We start from the raw sequence: 16,307 nt of genomic DNA, 5'->3' as shown, positions 1-16,307 counted from the left end.
GTAGACAACGGAACCGCGATACCACTGAAAAGGGACGGACGCGCGTGGACCTGTTCGAGTACCAGGCGAGGGACCTCTTCGCCAAGCACGGTGTACCGGTGCTGGCCGGTGAAGTGATCGACACGCCTGAGGCGGCGCGCGAGGCCACTGAGCGTCTCGGCGGCAAGTCGGTCGTCAAGGCGCAGGTGAAGGTCGGCGGCCGCGGCAAGGCCGGCGGCGTGAAGCTGGCCGCCACGCCGGACGAGGCCGTCGCCCGCGCGACGGACATCCTCGGCATGGACATCAAGGGCCACACGGTCCACAAGGTGATGATCGCCGAGCTGTCTCCGGAGATCGAGGCGGAGTACTACGTCTCGTACCTCCTCGACCGAACCAACCGCACCTTCCTCGCCATGGCGTCGGTGCAGGGCGGCATGGACATCGAGGAGGTCGCGGAGAAGACCCCCGAGGCCCTCGCGAAGGTCCCGGTCAACGCCGTCGACGGCGTGGACATCGAGAAGGCCCGCGAGATCGTGGCCCAGGCGAAGTTCCCGGCCGAGGTGGCCGAGGGCGTCGCCGAGGCCATGGTGACCCTGTGGAAGACCTTCGTCGCCGAGGACGCGCTCCTCGTCGAGGTCAACCCGCTGGTGAAGACCAAGGACGGCCGCATCCTCGCCCTCGACGGCAAGGTGTCCCTGGACGAGAACGCCGAGTTCCGTCAGCCGGAGCACGAGGCGCTTGAGGACAAGGCCGCGGCCAACCCCCTTGAGGCGGCCGCCAAGGCCAAGAACCTCAACTACGTGAAGCTCGACGGCGAGGTCGGCATCATCGGCAACGGCGCGGGTCTCGTCATGAGCACCCTGGACGTCGTCGCGTACGCCGGTGAGAACCACGGCGGCGTGAAGCCGGCCAACTTCCTCGACATCGGTGGCGGCGCGTCCGCCCAGGTGATGGCGAACGGCCTGGAGATCATCCTCGGCGACGCGGACGTCAAGTCCGTGTTCGTCAACGTCTTCGGTGGCATCACCGCGTGCGACGAGGTCGCCAACGGCATCATCCAGGCGCTGGCCCTGCTCGCCGAGAAGGGCGAAGAGGTCACCAAGCCGCTGGTCGTCCGTCTCGACGGCAACAACGCGGAGCTGGGTCGCAAGATCCTCAGCGACGCCAACCACCCGCTGGTGCAGCGCGTGGACACCATGGACGGCGCGGCCGACAAGGCCGCCGAGCTCGCGGCTGCGAAGTAAGGGAAGAGGTTAAGACACCACCATGGCTATCTTCCTCACCAAGGACAGCAAGGTCATCGTCCAGGGCATGACCGGCGCCACGGGCATGAAGCACACCAAGCTCATGCTGGCCGACGGCACCAACATCGTCGGTGGCGTGAACCCGCGCAAGGCCGGCACCACCGTCGACTTCGACGGCACCGAGGTCCCGGTCTTCGGCTCGGTCGCCGAGGCGATCGAGAAGACGGGCGCCGACGTCTCCGTCCTCTTCGTGCCGCCGGCCTTCGCCAAGGCCGCCGTCGTCGAGGCGATCGACGCCGAGATCCCCCTCGCCGTGGTCATCACCGAGGGCATCGCCGTCCACGACTCCGCCGCCTTCTGGGCGTACGCGAACTCCAAGGGCAACAAGACCCGCATCATCGGCCCGAACTGCCCGGGTCTGATCACCCCCGGCCAGTCGAACGCCGGCATCATCCCGGGCGACATCACCAAGCCGGGCCGTATCGGCTTGGTGTCGAAGTCCGGCACGCTGACCTACCAGATGATGTACGAGCTGCGTGACATCGGCTTCTCGTCCGCCGTCGGCATCGGTGGCGACCCGGTCATCGGCACCACGCACATCGACGCGCTCGCCGCGTTCGAGGCCGACCCCGACACCGACCTGATCGTGATGATCGGCGAGATCGGCGGCGACGCCGAGGAGCGTGCGGCCGACTACATCAAGGCCAACGTCACCAAGCCGGTCGTCGGCTACGTCGCGGGCTTCACCGCGCCCGAGGGCAAGACCATGGGCCACGCCGGCGCCATCGTCTCCGGCTCCTCCGGCACCGCCCAGGCGAAGAAGGAGGCCCTGGAGGCCGCCGGCGTCAAGGTCGGCAAGACGCCGACCGAGACCGCCAAGCTCGCGCGCGCCATCCTCGGCAGCTGAGTCGGGCCTCGCGGGGCCGAGCTCCACGAGTGGACAGGAAGGGCCCGCACCCCTCGGGGTGCGGGCCCTTCCTGCGTGGGCGGGCGGTCAGCGGATGTCGAGGACCAGGCGGTGCGGTCCGCGGGCCGGTTCCGTACGCAGCTTGTTGCGCAGTTCGAGGTCCTCGCCGGTCAGCCGCTGCGGACCGTTGTTGGCGGGAACCCCGCCGACGCGTTCGCCGATCGGCACCGGGCGCACGTGGTGGTGCGGCACCGTCACCACGGTGAAGGCGGTCGCGCTCACGATCAGTGTGGTGAAGGCGATCGCGGCCCGGGTCCAGAACCGGCGCCGCCGCTCGCCCCCGGTCCGCACGACGGGCGCGGCCGGCAGCCGGGTGACGGATTCGGGCCCGGCGAGCGCGAGGTCGGTGATGCGCCTGCGCAGGTCCGCGGAGAGGGCCTGCGGGGTGGCCCGGGCGGCCGAGGGGACCCGGTCGAGGATCGCGGTCCGCGCGTTCAGTACGCGGTTCGCCGCGGCCGGGGTGCTGGCCTCGGTCTCGGCGGCGGTCTCCGGCAGGTCGAGCCCCACCCCGTCGTACAGCAGCACCGTGCGGCGGTAGGCGGGCGGCAGATCGAGCAGCGCGTCCAGGAGCGCCCTGCGTTCGGGCTCGGCGGGCGGCTGGTCGGGGCGCTTGTGGGCGCGCCGGAAGCGGTGCCAGGGAGCCATCGCGTACTCGTACGCCGCCGCCCGCACCCAGCCCGCCGGGTCCCGGTCGGTGGCGACCTCGGGCCAGTTCTCCCACGCCTGGTGGAAGGCCCGCTCCACCGATTCCCGGGCCAGCCGGGTGCGTCCGGTCAGCAGGTACGCCTGCCGGGCGAGGTCGGGCGCGATGGCGGTGTACAGCGCGTCGAACGCCTCGGCGGGGGTGAACGTGTGCGGGACGGAGGCCTGCTCGGGCAGGGCGTCGGCGAGTGTGGCCGGGGTCGAGGCAGCGCCGGCGGCGGCGCCCTTGTCCGGAGCTGCGGGCCTGAGCTCCTTGGTGGGCACCGGCACGGGCGCGGACCCGGAGGCGGCGGGCTCCGGGGCGGCGCGCCCGAGGCGGGGGTGCGGTGCGGCCTGCGATTTCGCGGCCCTTCCCCGGGGCCGGGAGGACTTGGGGGAGGCCCCGTCGGCGGCGGCCTTGGGCCGGGTGTTCGCCGCGTGCTGCTTCGCCTTCGGCGTCGGCTTGGCGGGTGTCTCGGCGTCGTCGGCGTCGTCGGCCGCATCGGCCTTCGCGGCGTCATCCGGTGGCGCCGCCTGCCGTGGTTCGGCGGAGCCACCGTCCGCGGGGGGAGCGGAAACGGAATCCTCCGTCCCCGCCATATCCGCCCCCGCCATATCCTCCTCGGCGGCCATCTCCACCTCGATGGTGGCGAGGAGGCGGGCGTAGGTCTGGCCCTTGCGTCCGCGCGGGGTGGTGCGGCCGGTCTCCCACGAGCGGACGGTCGCCCGCGTGACGCCGACGGCCGAAGCGACCTGCGCCTCGCTCAGGTCCTTCGCCTCGCGCAGCCGGCGCCGCTCCTTGGGAGTGGGCAGGGGGGACATGGCATCGGTGTCCTTGGTGTCGGCCGTGCTCTGTGTCATGAAGGGCTCCCAGGGCTCCCCGCGAGGGCCGTAACGGCTGTCGCACCCGGAGCGGCGCAGCGGAAGATGCTCCGGGTGAAAAAGTACATAACCGTATATTGAGCGACACATCGGTCATTAGCCTGTTACGCGAAGAAAGCGCGTGTCGTTGGCAGCATGGCCCGGGTGACCCAAGTGACCGAGCGCAGCCTGCCGTTGCTTCCCGTCAAGGCGCGCCCCTCCGTGCTGGCTACCTGTTTCCTGCGCGGCGCGATCGCGGCGGGGCTCGGGCTCGGTGCCCTGGCCGTGCTCGTGATGGTGCTGTGGATCAGCTCCCCCTACCCCGACAGCGGCCCCGGCGGCGCCCTGCGCACGGCCGCCTCGCTGTGGCTGCTCGCGCACGGGGCGCAGCTCGTCAGGCCCGAGACACTGACCGGCGCCCCGGCCCCGGTCGGTCTGGTGCCGCTGCTCCTGATCGCGCTGCCGGGCTGGCTCGCCCACCGGGCGGCCCGCGATGTGCTGATGCCCGACGAGGACGAGGACTACGAGGACGAGCCCGCGGGTCCGCTGCCCTCCGGCTGGGCCGTATTCGGGGCGGTGACCTGCGGATACCTCGTGATCGCGGCGGCCACCGTGTTGTACGCGGCCGCCGGCCCGCTGCCCGCCGAACCGCTCGGCGCCGCGCTGCGCCTGCCGCTCACGGTGGCACTCGCGACCGCCGCCGGCGTCTGGACCGCTCACGGCCGCCCGCTCGGCCCCTTGCCCGAGCGGGTCCCGGCGCGGGTACGGGCCGCGCTCTTGGACGTTCGTACCAGTGCGGCCGCACGGGCTGCCGGGGCCGCGGTCGCGGTGCTGCTCGGTGGCGGGGCGCTGCTCGCGGGCGCCGGGCTCGCCTGGCACATCGGGATCGCCGAGGACGCGTTCCTGCGGCTCGCGGAGGACTGGTCGGGGCGCCTGGCGGTGCTGCTGCTCGCCCTCGCCCTGGTGCCCAACGCGGCGGTGTGGGGGGCGGCGTACGGGCTCGGGCCCGGCTTCGCCGTCGGTACGGGAGCCGTGGCCGGACCCCTGGGCGTGACGGGCACCCCCGCCCTCCCGCACTTCCCGCTCCTGGCGGCGGTGCCGACCGGCGAGCACGGCTCCTGGTGGAACTGGGCGGCGGCCGGGGTGCCGATCGCGGCCGGTCTCGTCCTGGCCCGGTTCACCGCGCGGGCGGCCGTGGCCGAGGGGTGGGGGCGCCGCGAGACCGCGCGGGCCGCGCTGCTCGGGGCGGTGCTGTGCGGCTGTGCGCTCGCCGGGCTCGCGGCGGTCGCGGGTGGTCCGCTCGGCACGGGGACGCTCGCCGCGCTCGGCCCGGTCTGGTGGCGCACGGGGGGTGCGGCGCTGCTGTGGGCGGCCGTGGTGGGGGTGCCGACGGCCGTGGGCCTGCGGGCCTGGCGGCTGCGCGCTGCCGCACCCCGGCGCCCGCTGCGGGCCCGCGCCGCGGGGCTGTTCTCGTGGCGGCCCCGGCGGGACCGGGCCGCCGTCGCAGCGGGGTCCGGCCCGGCCCCGGTGCCGGTGGGCGGCGGTGGTCCGGCCGACGAGGAGGCCTACGACTTCCTGCCGGTCGGTGGGGGCGGCCTGTGGCACGAGGACGGGGCTCGGGAGGCCCGGTGGGCCGCGCTCAAGGAGGCGTCGGGCGGTCTGATGGCGGACATTCCGCAGGCCGGGGCGGAGTTCGCCCCGCTCCGGCCCGTCCCGGACCCGGCGCCGCAAACGCCGGAGGTGCCGAAGGCGCTGGAGGGCAGCACGGCACCCGTACCGCAAAGTGGCCCGGCCCCCGCCTCCGTCCCGGAAGGCCGCCCCGCTCCGGAGCCAGGACCGCACCCGGACGCCGTCCGGGACCCCGAGCCGCACGCCGGCCCCGGACCCGGCCCCGGGTCCGCATCGGAATCCGGGCCGCACCGAGACGCCGGACCTGACTCCGAGCCGTACCCCGGGCCCGCATCCGAATCCGAGCCGCACCGCGAGGCCGAACCCGGAACCGAGCCGCACCCCGGGTCCGCGCCCCGATCCGAGCCGCGCCCCGACGCCGGACCCGAGTAGGACCGGGCGGGGCCCGCCTGTCGGGTGCCGGAGGGGCTACTCCTTCACACCGAACAGCGGGACCAGCTTGTGGGGGAGGAGGTCGTTGCAGGAGAGCTGGCCCGTCTTGGTCAGGGCGTCGTCCACGCAGGTGTAGTAGTCGCGGTACACGAGCTGCATCGTGAAGCTCGACGCCACCACGGCCAGCGCGAGGACCGCCGTGACCAGGCCGGTCACCGCCGCCGTCACCTGCGGCTTGCCCGAAGCCGGGGGCGCGGGGGGTGCCGCGGGCACCGGCGGGGTCGCGGGCGCGGGGGAGGTCGCGGAGGGGGCCTCGGGCGGCTTCGGCTTCGCACGCAGCGAGCTGATCGCCCAGTACAGGCCGAGCGCGCCCAGGAGCAGCGCGACCTCGGGCATGTCGAACAGGGCGAAGAAGAAGGCCCACATCCCGGAGAGCAGGGCGTACCGGGCGCGGCGCTGGGCCGGGTCCGTGGGGTCCCAGCGCAGGCCGGGCGGGGGCGGCGGGTTCTGGCCCGGGCCGCCCTCGGGGCGCTCGGGCCGCCGGCCGAAGCCGCCCGGCGCCCGGCCCGGCTGGCGGTCGCTCCACTGGCTCCCCCAGGGCGAGCCCTGCCGGCCGTCGCCCTCGCCCTCGCCCGAGGCCGGCCGGCGCGGCTGCCAGGGCTGGTCGGGGCTGCCCTCCGGCGGCGGCGCGAAGGGATTGTCGTCGGAGCCCGCTCCGGTGCCGCTTCCTGAGCCCTCGGGCCCCGAGCTCCCCGGGTCCGCGGGACGAGGGGAGCCGGGGGTGGAGGACTGGCGGGCTGCGAACAGCTGGTGGCGTCGGTCCGGCATCTGGTGAACGTCTTCCCCTCGGACCCGTCACCGGCCGGTCGGGCCAGGGGGTCGCATCTCGCAAACAAGTAAGTGAGACAGGTCTCGTCTCGCGGCGTCCTCCCAGACGCTACCTGGCGGTCCGGCCCCCGTCCCGTGGGGGCCGTCCGGTGTGCCGGTATCGTTGCTGACGGTCGGCGCTTTCGTAGAGTTCCCCGTATCGAGGGGCACGATTCGTTCGTACGACCACACAAAGACGTACGACCGCGAGAAAGAGCCCCGCTGTGGCCTCCCCGCCCCCCTCCGCGTCCGCCTCTCCGCCCGGAAGAACACCTCGCCCCGCCCGCCTGGTGGTGCTGGTGTCCGGCTCCGGTACGAATCTGCAGGCCCTGCTCGACGCCATCGCCGCCGATCCGGGCGGCTACGGCGCCGAGATCGTGGCGGTCGGCGCCGACCGGGATTCCATCGTCGGCCTGGAGCGCGCCGAGCGGGCCGGCATCCCGACCTTCGTCTGCCGGGTCAAGGACCACGGCTCGCGCGAGGAGTGGGACGCGGCGCTCGCGGCGGCCACCGGGGCCTACGCGCCGGACCTGGTCGTCTCGGCCGGGTTCATGAAGATCGTGGGCAAGGAGTTCCTCGCCCGGTTCGGCGGCCGGGTGGTCAACACCCACCCCGCGCTGCTGCCCAGTTTTCCCGGAGCCCATGGCGTACGCGACGCGCTCGCGTACGGCGCCAGGGTGACCGGGTGCACCGTCCACTTCGTCGACGACGGCGTCGACACCGGCCCGATCATCGCCCAGGGCGTGGTCGAGATCCGGGACGAGGACGATGAAGCCGCTCTGCACGAGCGGATCAAGGAAGTCGAGCGACGGCTGCTCGTCGATGTCGTGGGGCGTCTGGCCCGTAACGGCTACCGCATTGAGGGACGAAAGGTTCAGATCGGTGAACTCGGTTAGTACGGACACCGTCAAGCCCATCCGGCGGGCGCTGGTCAGCGTCTACGACAAGACGGGCCTGGAGGAGCTGGCGCAAGGGCTCCACGCGGCCGGGGTAGAGCTGGTGTCCACCGGGTCGACCGCCGCGAAGATCGCCGCCGCCGGGGTGCCCGTCACCAAGGTCGAGGAGCTCACCGGGTTCCCCGAGTGTCTCGACGGGCGGGTCAAGACGCTGCACCCCAAGGTGCACGCGGGCATCCTCGCCGACCTGCGCCTGGACGCCCACCGGGCCCAGCTCGACGAGCTGGGCGTGCGGCCCTTCGAGCTGGTCGTGGTCAACCTCTACCCGTTCAAGGAGACCGTCGCCTCCGGCGCGAGCCCCGACGAGTGCGTGGAGCAGATCGACATCGGCGGCCCCTCGATGGTCCGCGCCGCCGCCAAGAACCACCCCTCGGTCGCCGTGGTCACCAGCCCGCAGCGGTACGCGGCCGTGCTCGACGCCGTGAAGAACGGCGGCTTCGACCTGACCGCCCGCAAGCGCCTCGCGGCCGAGGCCTTCCAGCACACCGCCGCGTACGACGTGGCCGTGGCGTCCTGGATGACCAACGTGTACGCGCCCGAGGAGGGCGAGGCCCCGCTGCCCGAGTTCCTCGGCGCCACCTGGGAGCGCAAGTCGGCGCTGCGCTACGGCGAGAACCCGCACCAGGCCGCGGCCCTCTACACCGACGGGCGGCCGGGCGGGCTCGCCAACGCCGAGCAGCTGCACGGCAAGGAGATGTCCTTCAACAACTACGTGGACACCGAGGCCGCGCGCCGCGCCGCCTACGACCACGACGAGCCCTGCGTCGCGATCATCAAGCACGCCAACCCGTGCGGCATCGCGGTCGACGCGGACCTCGCGGCCGCGCACCGCAAGGCGCACGAGTGCGACCCGCTGTCCGCGTTCGGCGGTGTCATCGCCGTGAACCGGCCGGTGACGGTGGCGATGGCCGAGCAGGTCGCCGAGATCTTCACCGAGGTCATCGCGGCCCCGGACTACGAGGACGGCGCGGTCGAGGTGCTGGCTCGCAAGAAGAACATCCGGGTGCTCAAGGTGGACGGCACCCCGCACCAGCCGGGCGACCTCAAGTCGATCTCGGGCGGCGCGGTGCTCCAGCACACCGACCTCTTCCAGGCCGAGGGCGACGACCCCGCGAACTGGACGCTGGCCAGCGGAGAGGCCCTGGACGAGGCCGAGTTGAAGGAGCTCGCCTTCGCCTGGGTGGCCTGCCGGGCCGTCAAGTCCAACGCGATCCTGCTCGCCAAGGACCAGGCGTCGGTCGGCGTCGGCATGGGTCAGGTCAACCGGGTCGACTCCGCGAAGCTCGCGGTGGAGCGGGCCGGCGAGGAGCGGGCGCGGGGCTCGTACGCCGCGTCCGACGCGTTCTTCCCGTTCCCCGACGGCTTCGAGATCCTGGCGAACGCCGGGGTCAAGGCCGTGGTCCAGCCCGGCGGTTCGGTCCGCGACGAGCTGGTGGTCGAGGCGGCGAAGAAGGCGGGCGTGACGATGTACTTCACCGGCACGCGGCACTTCTTCCACTGACCCCGGACAGCGCGAGGGCCGCACCCCGTGCGGGATGCGGCCCTCGTGTTCAGCGGTCGGAGCCCGACGGTCCGAGGCTCACCGGCTCAGTACCGCGGGCGCTTGAACCACTGGGCGCCGCTCTCCTTGCCGACGAACACGGCTATCAGGATGGCCAGTACCGTGTGGATCAGCCCGATGAGGACGAACGGGTAGATGCCGAGCACCGCGGTCACAATGGCGAAAACCATCGTGGTGACGCGCAGTCCGTTGCCGCCCTTGCCGAACTTCACGGCGAGCACGATGGCGAACACGAGCCAGGCCACCGCGAAGGCCGCGATCACGTAGAGCACGCCCACCGGGTAGTCGGCGAGCTGCTGGAACTGGACGTCGTCCCGGGCCGCGGCCTGGTCCTTCGCGGCGCTCACGCCGACCGCCCCGATCGTCATGATCACGGCACCGATGGCCTGGAGGCCGGCGATGACCCACAGCATCACGCGGGCCGCGGAGACGGTTCCGGGCATCGTCTGCGGTCCGGCGGGGCCACCGCCGTACGGCTGCTGCGGGTAGCCGTAACCCTGCGGGGGGACGCCCTGGGGGGCCTGCTGGCCCTGCGGGTAGCCGTAGCCGGGCTGACCCGGCTGCTGGCCGTACGGGCCGCCCTGCGGGGGCTGCTGGGGCTGCTGCCCGTAGGGGTTGTTCGGGTCGCCGAAGCTCATGACGGATTTTCCTCCGTTGGGTGTTGCGGGGACGACGCGGCCCGAGCGGAGGAATAGCTGTTCTGAGCGGATTGCCCCCCGGCACTGCCCGCGGCACTGCGCGGATCATCGTTCTAAATAAGACATAAGTTTGTCCAGCCGGTTGCTGGATGTGTTGTGCAAGTGCAACTTGGGCGATCATGCGTCGCCCTGAAAGAATGGGAAACATGACCGCCCAGATTCTCGATGGCAAGGCCACCGCCGCAGCGATCAAGTCCGAACTGGCCGTCCGCGTGGCGGCCCTGAAGGAGCGGGGCGTCACGCCCGGCCTGGGAACCGTGCTGGTCGGGGAGGACCCCGGCAGCCAGAAGTACGTCGCGGGCAAGCACCGCGACTGCGCCCAGGTCGGCATCGCCTCCATCCAGCGCGAGCTGCCCGCGACGGCGACGCAGGACGAGATCGAGTCGGTGGTGCGGGAGTTGAACGAGGACCCCGCCTGCACCGGCTACATCGTCCAGCTGCCGCTGCCCAAGGGCATCGACGAGAACCGCATCCTGGAGCTGATGGACCCGGCGAAGGACGCCGACGGTCTGCACCCGACGAACCTCGGACGCCTGGTCCTCAACGAGCCGGGCCCGCTGCCCTGCACGCCGTACGGCATCATCCAGTTGCTCCGCAAGCACGGCGTGGAGATCAACGGGGCCGAGGTCGTCGTGGTAGGGCGCGGGGTCACCATCGGGCGCTCGATGCCGCTGCTGCTCACCCGCCGCTCCGAGAACGCGACGGTCACCCAGTGCCACACCGGCACGCGCGACCTGTCGGCGCACCTGAAGCTGGCGGACATCGTCATCGCCGCGGCCGGCGTCCCGCACCTGATCAAGCCGGAGGACGTGAAGCCGGGCGCGGCCGTGCTCGACGTCGGCGTCAGCCGCGACGAGAGCGGCAAGATCGTCGGCGATGTGCACCCCGGAGTCGCCGAGGTGGCCGGCTGGCTGTCGCCGAACCCGGGCGGGGTCGGCCCGATGACCCGCGCCCAACTGCTCGTCAACGTCGTCGAGGCGGCCGAGCTCGCCGCCGCCGCGCACTGACCGGAAGGGTCCGAGGCATGGGTGCTGGTACGAGTCACGAGCCGTCGAAGGACGCGGAGCAGCCGTCCGCCGAGGGCGAGTCCGCAGCGGACGCGCCGTCGGCGCCGGCCCGCGCGGGCGGCTCGCGGCGGTTCCCCTCCGTCACGCGCGACACCGCGCGCCCGGAGGGCGGTGGCCGCGCCGCACCCCGTGACGCCTCCGCACCCGCCCGTCAGTGGCCGCTGCTCTCGGTCCTGGTCGCGGTCGGCCTCGGGCTCCTGATAGTGGCGACCGAGCCGTTCGGTCAGGCCTTCCGGATCGGGCTCATCATCATCGGTGCCGCCCTGATGGCGGGCGCGGCCCTGCGCTGGACGCTGCCGTCCGTCGGGATGCTCGCCGTCAGGTCCCGTTTCACCGACATCTCCACGTACGGGGTGCTCGGCGTGGCCATCGTGCTGCTCTCCCTCATGGCGCAGCCCCGGCCCTGGCTGAACGTGCCGTTCCTGGAGGACGCGGTCCACTTCACGGTCCGCTAGCCCCCTCCGCGACGGTGGACGGCCCGCACTCTCCCCCGGGTGAGTGCGGGCCGTCGTGCCGGTCGCGTCAGCAGCTGGACGCGAAGCTGGTGCGGATCTTGTCGACCACCCAGGAGCTGAACGTCGTGGTGCGCGTTCAGGCGGTGCCGGCGGTCGGCCGGAGCCGTGGTGCTGCTGGACCAAGAAGCTACGGGCGCGGCCCCGCCCCGGTCGTCCCGCGCCGGGTTGAACTCCCGCCACGACCACGGCGGTAGCCGCGCTGGCTCCTGCAACTTCCGCGGTACCGCGCGAAGTTGACGCCCGCCTTCGACACCGCGGCTACGCTGCGACGATGCGGATCCGCCCCCAGTTCGCCGATGCGCTCCTGGCCGTGGTGCTGACCTGTGTCTCCGTGGTGCTCGGCAGGGAGTCGGCGCAGCAGGGCTGGAGCGCCCTGGACGGCCGGGGCTACGCACTGGCCGTGCTGGCCGGGCTGCCGCTCGCGTTCCGCGTCCGGGCGCCGCTCGCGGTGCTGCTCTGGTCCCATCTGGTCTTCGTGCTGTACGTGGCCGGCGGCTACTGGCCCGTCGTGGCCACCTTCGGTCCGATGCTGTCGCTGTACACGGTGGCGTCCCTGTGTCGTCCGCGTACGGCGGCGATCTGCGCGTCCGTCATGGCGGGGGCCTGGGTGTACGCGGGCGTGGCGAGCCCGCGCGCGCAGATGGCGTCGGTCGTCGCCCAGGCCCTCGTCTTCCCCCTGGTGCTGCTCCGCTTCGGCGTGCTCGCGCGCCGCTCCACCGAGCTCGCCCGACAGCTGCGGCGGGAGCAGGCCGAACGGGCCCGGCAGGAGGTGGCGGCCGAACGCGGCCGGATAGCAAGGGAGTTGCACGACGTGGTGGCCCACCACATGTCGGTGATCTCCGTGCAGGCCGGGCTCGCCGGCTTCGTCTTCGCCAGCGACCCCGCCACCGCCCGGGCCGCGCTCTCCACCATCTCCGGCACCAGCGCCGAGGCCCTGGAGGAGCTGCGCCGGATGCTCCAGGTGCTGCGCGAGGCCGACGACCAGGTGCCCGGCGCCCCGATGCCCGGCCTCGCCCGGGTGGGAGAGCTGGCCGAGCGCATCCGGGCCGGCGGCGTCGACGTCACCCTGCGCACCCTCGGCACCCCGCGCCCGCTGGCCCCCGGCGTCGAGCTCTGCGCCTACCGCGTGGTGCAGGAGGCCCTCACCAACGTACTGAAGCACGCGCCGGACAGCCCGGTGGTGGTCCAACTGGGCTACGAAGCAAACCGGTTGACGGTCTCCGTCGTCAACGGGGGTGCGCGGCCCGGGCGGCAGGGGGAGATTCCGGACAGAGTGCGTACGGGGGGCGGGCACGGCTTGATTGGTATGCGCGAGCGGGCCAAGCTCTACGGCGGGTCGATCAGCATCGGCCCGCGGAGCGAAGGCGGGTTCGCCGTGACCCTGACCCTGCCGACCTCCGCAGGAGCGCTTTCGGGGGAAGAAGACGCATCGGGATGATCAGGGTGCTCGTCGTCGACGACCAGTTCCTCATCCGGGCAGGCCTGGTCGGGCTGCTGCGGGCCGCGCCCGGGTTCGAGGTGGTGGGCGAGGCGGGCGACGGCGCCGAGGCGGTGCACCAGGCCGCCGCGACCCGCCCCGATGTGATCCTCATGGACGTCCGGATGCCGGGCATGACCGGCATCGAGGCCACCGGGCGCATCCTGGCCGAGGCCCCCGAACCCGCGCCCCGCATCCTCATCCTGACCACCTTCGACCTCGACGAGTACGTGTACGACGCGCTGCGCGCGGGGGCCGCCGGGTTCCTCCTGAAGGACTCCGGGCCCGAGCGGCTGCTCGCGGCGATCACCGCGGTCGGCGGTGGCGACGGGCTCTTCGCCCCGAGCGTCACCCGGCGTCTGATCGAGGCCTTCGCCCGGCGGCCCGAGGCGGGGGCGGCCGCCGAACTCGGCGCGCTCACCGCCCGCGAGACCGAGGTGCTGCGGCTCACCGCCTGCGGCCTGTCGAACCTGGAGATCGCCGACCGGCTGTTCATCAGCGAGGCCACCGTCAAGACCCACCTCAACCGGGCCATGAGCAAACTGGACCTGGGCAGCCGGGCGCAGGCGGTGGTGGTGGCGTACGAGAGCGGTCTGGTGACTCCGGGCGGCCCCCGGCCCTGACCTCCGGTGCCCGTCCCCAGCCCCTCCGTTCGTCCCGGTGCGCACCACCCCGGGAACTGACATCCTGGGGCCGAGCATCCCTGGGGTGGCGATTGACGTAGGGGGAAGCGATGCCTCGCTGGAAGGCGCTGCCGGACGAACTCGACCCGCAGATAAGGGAGTTCGCGAGCCAGCTGCGCAGGCTGGTGGACCGCAGCGGGCTCAGCGTCGCCGCGGTCGCCGACCGCACCGGGTACAGCAGGACGTCGTGGGAGCGGTATCTGGGTGGGCGGTTCCTCGCCCCCAAGGCCGCCGTCCTCGCACTCGCCGAGGTGACCGGCACCCAGCCCGTCCATCTGATCACCATGTGGGAGCTGGCCGAGCGGGCCTGGAGCCGCTCCGAGCGGCGCCACGACCGCACTCCGGAGGGCGCCGGGGCGGAGCGGGCGCGGGTCGCGCCGGGCGGCCCCGGGCCCGCCCGGCCGGTCGGTCCTTCGGCGGATGAGGGGCCCGCCGACCGGCGGCCGCCGCGGGGCCCCGAGGCCCCGCACGGACCCGGGCGGCACCGGCGCCGCATCGTCATGTTCCTGGCGGGGGTGACCGGCGCGCTCCTGGTCATCACGTCCGCCGTACTCCTGACCGACCTCGGCGGCAGCGACGACAGACCACGGGCGAAGCCGAGCCCGAGCCACTCCGCGTCCGCGCCCGTGCTGCCCGCCGGGGTGAAGTGCGTGGCCGCTTCCTGCACCGGCCAGGACCCCGAACTGATGGGCTGCACCGACAAGTTGGTGCAGACGGTGGGCAGCGCCAAGGTCGGCGCCTCGGTCGTCGAGGTGCGCTACAGCAGGACCTGCGGGGCCGCCTGGGCGCGGCTCAAGCAGGTCGCCCCCGGCGACCGGGTGGAGATCGGCGCGCCCGCCGCGGCCGGATACCAGGTGGTGGCCGACGCCTACCGCGACACGTACACCAAGATGCTCGCCGTCCAGGGACCGGCGGCCGCGCGTGCGTGCGCCACGCTGAAGAGCGGGAAGAGCGGCTGCGCCGCGGGCCGGGCGGGCCCGGGCCCGTCGGGAGCGGCCACCGGCGGTCGCCCGGGCGGATCGGGAACGACCACTACCGGTCAATGATCGATCAGCGTGAGGCGTCCCACAGGGCTGCGGGGGTGTGGGACGCGCTGGGTCGGATAGCCTGACCGCTGGACATCTCTTCACGTCAAGATTCAGACGGTCGCACGTCAGGTTCCCGGCGTACGGGGTGCCCGGAGCCGAGGGGCAACCCCCCACCACCCGCTGTTTCCAACGGAGATCGCCATGACCCGCACTCCCGTGAATGTCACCGTCACCGGCGCGGCCGGCCAGATCGGCTACGCGCTGCTCTTCCGCATCGCCTCCGGTCACCTGCTCGGCCCGGACGTGCCGGTCAACCTGCGCCTCCTGGAGATCACCCCGGCCCTGAAGGCCGCCGAGGGCACCGCCATGGAGCTCGACGACTGCGCCTTCCCGCTCCTTCGGGGCATCGAGATCACCGATGACGCCAACGTCGCCTTCGACGGCGCCAACGTGGCCCTGCTCGTCGGCGCCCGCCCGCGCACCAAGGGCATGGAGCGCGGCGACCTGCTCTCCGCCAACGGCGGCATCTTCAAGCCGCAGGGCAAGGCCATCAACGACAACGCCGCGGACGACATCAAGGTCCTCGTCGTCGGCAACCCGGCCAACACCAACGCGCTCATCGCGCAGGCCTCGGCCCCGGACGTACCGGCCGAGCGCTTCACCGCGATGACCCGTCTGGACCACAACCGGGCGATCTCGCAGCTGGCGAAGAAGACCGGTGCCGCGGTCTCCGACATCAAGCGCCTGACCATCTGGGGCAACCACTCGGCGACCCAGTACCCGGACATCTTCCACGCGGAGATCGCCGGTAAGAACGCCGCCGAGGTCGTGGCCGACGAGCAGTGGCTGGCCGACGCGTTCATCCCGACCGTCGCCAAGCGCGGCGCCGCGATCATCGAGGCCCGTGGCGCGTCCTCGGCCGCCTCGGCCGCCAACGCCGCCATCGACCACGTGCACACCTGGGTCAACGGCACCGCCGAGGGCGACTGGACCTCGATGGGCATCCCGTCGGACGGTTCCTACGGCGTCCCCGAGGGCCTCATCTCGTCCTTCCCGGTCACCGTCAAGGACGGCAAGTACTCGATCGTCCAGGGCCTGGACATCAACGAGTTCTCCCGCACGCGCATCGACGCCTCCGTCAAGGAGCTCACCGAGGAGCGCGACGCGGTGCGCGAGCTCGGCCTCATCTGAGCCCCGCGGAGCGCCCGTTGGGGCATCCGCATCCGTGACGAAGCCCCGGCAGCCACTGCCGGGGCTTCGCCCGTTTCCCGCTTCCGCCCTACTCCCGCACCGCGTCCCGCGTCAGCTGGACGGCGGCGAGCAGGCTGAGCTCCGGCTGCGCGTCGCGCAGCGCCTTGACCGCGCGCACCGACTCGTCGTCCGGGCCCGTGTAGCCGACCGAGGCCCGCTGCTCGCGCACCCAGCGCCCGCGCAGCTCGCCGTCCGGCACGGCCGCCGCCTCCTCGGCGATCGCCAACGCGGCCTGGAGGCCGGGCCGTTCCGCCTCCCCCGCGTCCGCCAGCGCCGAACGCAGCGCCGACGCGATGTCGTCCGCGTCGCGCAGCACCAGAACCGAAAGCTCCTTGCGCCCAAACATGCAAACTCCCCGATGATCGTGGTCGTGATCATCAAATGTAGGCCCGGGGATCGGCCCATGGCGAA

General features: G+C 72.9%; 15 protein-coding genes. 11 read left to right on the top strand and 4 right to left on the bottom strand.

All coding sequences use genetic code 11. From position 1 onward, the window contains the following. The first annotated feature begins 44 nt into the window (after positions 1–44). Both sucC and sucD read left to right on the top strand, forming a co-directional pair. Positions 45–1,223, top strand: a complete 1,179-nt coding sequence (gene sucC, locus IE267_RS02380; RefSeq protein WP_161250645.1) for an ADP-forming succinate--CoA ligase subunit beta — start codon at positions 45–47, stop codon at positions 1,221–1,223. Positions 1,224–1,245: 22 nt separating this feature from the next. After that, positions 1,246–2,130, top strand: a complete 885-nt coding sequence (gene sucD / locus IE267_RS02375) for a succinate--CoA ligase subunit alpha (protein WP_161250643.1) — start codon at positions 1,246–1,248, stop codon at positions 2,128–2,130. Positions 2,131–2,217: 87 nt separating this feature from the next. Here sucD and IE267_RS02370 read toward each other — a convergent pair whose 3' ends face one another. Continuing rightward, complete coding sequence (locus IE267_RS02370) at positions 2,218–3,732, bottom strand: transcriptional regulator (protein ID WP_189762008.1); 1,515 nt, start codon at positions 3,730–3,732, stop codon at positions 2,218–2,220. A gap of 165 nt (positions 3,733–3,897) precedes the next feature. On the opposite strand from IE267_RS02370, the gene IE267_RS02365 reads away from it, so the two are divergent. Beyond that, positions 3,898–5,793, top strand: coding sequence for a cell division protein PerM (locus IE267_RS02365; protein WP_189762007.1), 1,896 nt, complete (start codon positions 3,898–3,900; stop codon positions 5,791–5,793). Positions 5,794–5,829: 36 nt separating this feature from the next. On the opposite strand, the gene IE267_RS02360 is transcribed toward IE267_RS02365, so the two are convergent. Next, entirely contained in the window at positions 5,830–6,621 is a 792-nt protein-coding gene (locus IE267_RS02360; protein WP_189762006.1) for a hypothetical protein, read from the bottom strand. A gap of 263 nt (positions 6,622–6,884) precedes the next feature. On the opposite strand from IE267_RS02360, the gene purN reads away from it, so the two are divergent. Beyond that, a complete protein-coding gene (gene purN / locus IE267_RS02355) occupies positions 6,885–7,556 on the top strand; it encodes a phosphoribosylglycinamide formyltransferase (protein WP_161250938.1) in 672 nt (223 codons plus the stop codon). Further along, a complete protein-coding gene (gene purH, locus IE267_RS02350) occupies positions 7,483–9,117 on the top strand; it encodes a bifunctional phosphoribosylaminoimidazolecarboxamide formyltransferase/IMP cyclohydrolase (protein ID WP_189762005.1) in 1,635 nt (544 codons plus the stop codon). Before purN ends, purH begins: the two co-directional genes overlap by 74 nt. A gap of 86 nt (positions 9,118–9,203) precedes the next feature. Here the strand turns inward: purH and IE267_RS02345 are convergent, their stop codons facing one another. Beyond that, complete coding sequence (locus IE267_RS02345; protein ID WP_189762004.1) at positions 9,204–9,815, bottom strand: hypothetical protein; 612 nt, start codon at positions 9,813–9,815, stop codon at positions 9,204–9,206. 206 nt (positions 9,816–10,021) lie between these two features. Here IE267_RS02345 and IE267_RS02340 point away from each other — a divergent pair, with 206 nt between their 5' ends. From IE267_RS02340 to IE267_RS02315, 6 genes are all read left to right on the top strand, one after another. Beyond that, a complete protein-coding gene (locus tag IE267_RS02340; RefSeq protein WP_167157532.1) occupies positions 10,022–10,882 on the top strand; it encodes a bifunctional methylenetetrahydrofolate dehydrogenase/methenyltetrahydrofolate cyclohydrolase in 861 nt (286 codons plus the stop codon). Continuing rightward, positions 10,783–11,397: a DUF3017 domain-containing protein gene (locus tag IE267_RS02335; RefSeq protein ID WP_229860653.1), complete on the top strand. Its 615-nt coding sequence runs from the start codon at positions 10,783–10,785 to the stop codon at positions 11,395–11,397. Before IE267_RS02340 ends, IE267_RS02335 begins: the two co-directional genes overlap by 100 nt. Positions 11,398–11,728: 331 nt before the next feature. Beyond that, on the top strand, positions 11,729–12,895 hold the full coding sequence (locus IE267_RS02330; RefSeq protein WP_189762003.1) for a sensor histidine kinase: 1,167 nt from the start codon (positions 11,729–11,731) through the stop codon (positions 12,893–12,895). Continuing rightward, complete coding sequence (locus IE267_RS02325) at positions 12,892–13,557, top strand: response regulator transcription factor (RefSeq protein WP_167157528.1); 666 nt, start codon at positions 12,892–12,894, stop codon at positions 13,555–13,557. The genes IE267_RS02330 and IE267_RS02325 overlap by 4 nt, the downstream gene beginning before the upstream one ends. 110 nt (positions 13,558–13,667) lie before the next feature. Next, the gene (locus IE267_RS02320) at positions 13,668–14,663 is read left to right on the top strand and encodes a DUF2690 domain-containing protein (protein WP_189762002.1); all 996 of its coding nucleotides are present in this window, start codon (positions 13,668–13,670) and stop codon (positions 14,661–14,663) included. Positions 14,664–14,846: 183 nt separating this feature from the next. Further along, positions 14,847–15,836 carry a malate dehydrogenase gene (locus IE267_RS02315; protein WP_167157524.1) on the top strand — a complete coding sequence of 330 codons (990 nt, stop codon included), beginning with the start codon at positions 14,847–14,849 and terminating at the stop codon, positions 15,834–15,836. A gap of 88 nt (positions 15,837–15,924) precedes the next feature. Here IE267_RS02315 and IE267_RS02310 read toward each other — a convergent pair whose 3' ends face one another. Beyond that, positions 15,925–16,242, bottom strand: coding sequence for a hypothetical protein (locus tag IE267_RS02310; RefSeq protein WP_189762001.1), 318 nt, complete (start codon positions 16,240–16,242; stop codon positions 15,925–15,927). Between the last annotated feature and the right edge of the window lie 65 nt (positions 16,243–16,307).

It is taken from the genome of Streptomyces xanthochromogenes, from assembly GCF_014650455.1.
Taxonomy (GTDB): Bacteria; Actinomycetota; Actinomycetes; order Streptomycetales; family Streptomycetaceae; genus Streptomyces; species Streptomyces xanthochromogenes.
This window is presented reverse-complemented; position numbering and strand designations above follow the sequence as displayed.

Excerpts from the sequence above, each read along its gene's own strand:
- sucD (WP_161250643.1), top strand. The coding sequence starts at position 1,246 with ATGGCTATCTTCCTCACCAAGGACAGCAAGGTCATCGTCCAGGGCATG.
- IE267_RS02370 (WP_189762008.1), bottom strand. The coding sequence starts at position 3,732 with ATGACACAGAGCACGGCCGACACCAAGGACACCGATGCCATGTCCCCC.
- IE267_RS02360 (WP_189762006.1), bottom strand. The coding sequence starts at position 6,621 with ATGCCGGACCGACGCCACCAGCTGTTCGCAGCCCGCCAGTCCTCCACC.
- purH (WP_189762005.1), top strand. The coding sequence starts at position 7,483 with ATGTCGTGGGGCGTCTGGCCCGTAACGGCTACCGCATTGAGGGACGAA.
- IE267_RS02345 (WP_189762004.1), bottom strand. The coding sequence starts at position 9,815 with ATGAGCTTCGGCGACCCGAACAACCCCTACGGGCAGCAGCCCCAGCAG.
- IE267_RS02340 (WP_167157532.1), top strand. The coding sequence starts at position 10,022 with ATGACCGCCCAGATTCTCGATGGCAAGGCCACCGCCGCAGCGATCAAG.
- IE267_RS02330 (WP_189762003.1), top strand. The coding sequence starts at position 11,729 with ATGCGGATCCGCCCCCAGTTCGCCGATGCGCTCCTGGCCGTGGTGCTG.
- IE267_RS02325 (WP_167157528.1), top strand. The coding sequence starts at position 12,892 with ATGATCAGGGTGCTCGTCGTCGACGACCAGTTCCTCATCCGGGCAGGC.
- IE267_RS02320 (WP_189762002.1), top strand. The coding sequence starts at position 13,668 with ATGCCTCGCTGGAAGGCGCTGCCGGACGAACTCGACCCGCAGATAAGG.
- IE267_RS02315 (WP_167157524.1), top strand. The coding sequence starts at position 14,847 with ATGACCCGCACTCCCGTGAATGTCACCGTCACCGGCGCGGCCGGCCAG.
- IE267_RS02310 (WP_189762001.1), bottom strand. The coding sequence starts at position 16,242 with ATGTTTGGGCGCAAGGAGCTTTCGGTTCTGGTGCTGCGCGACGCGGAC.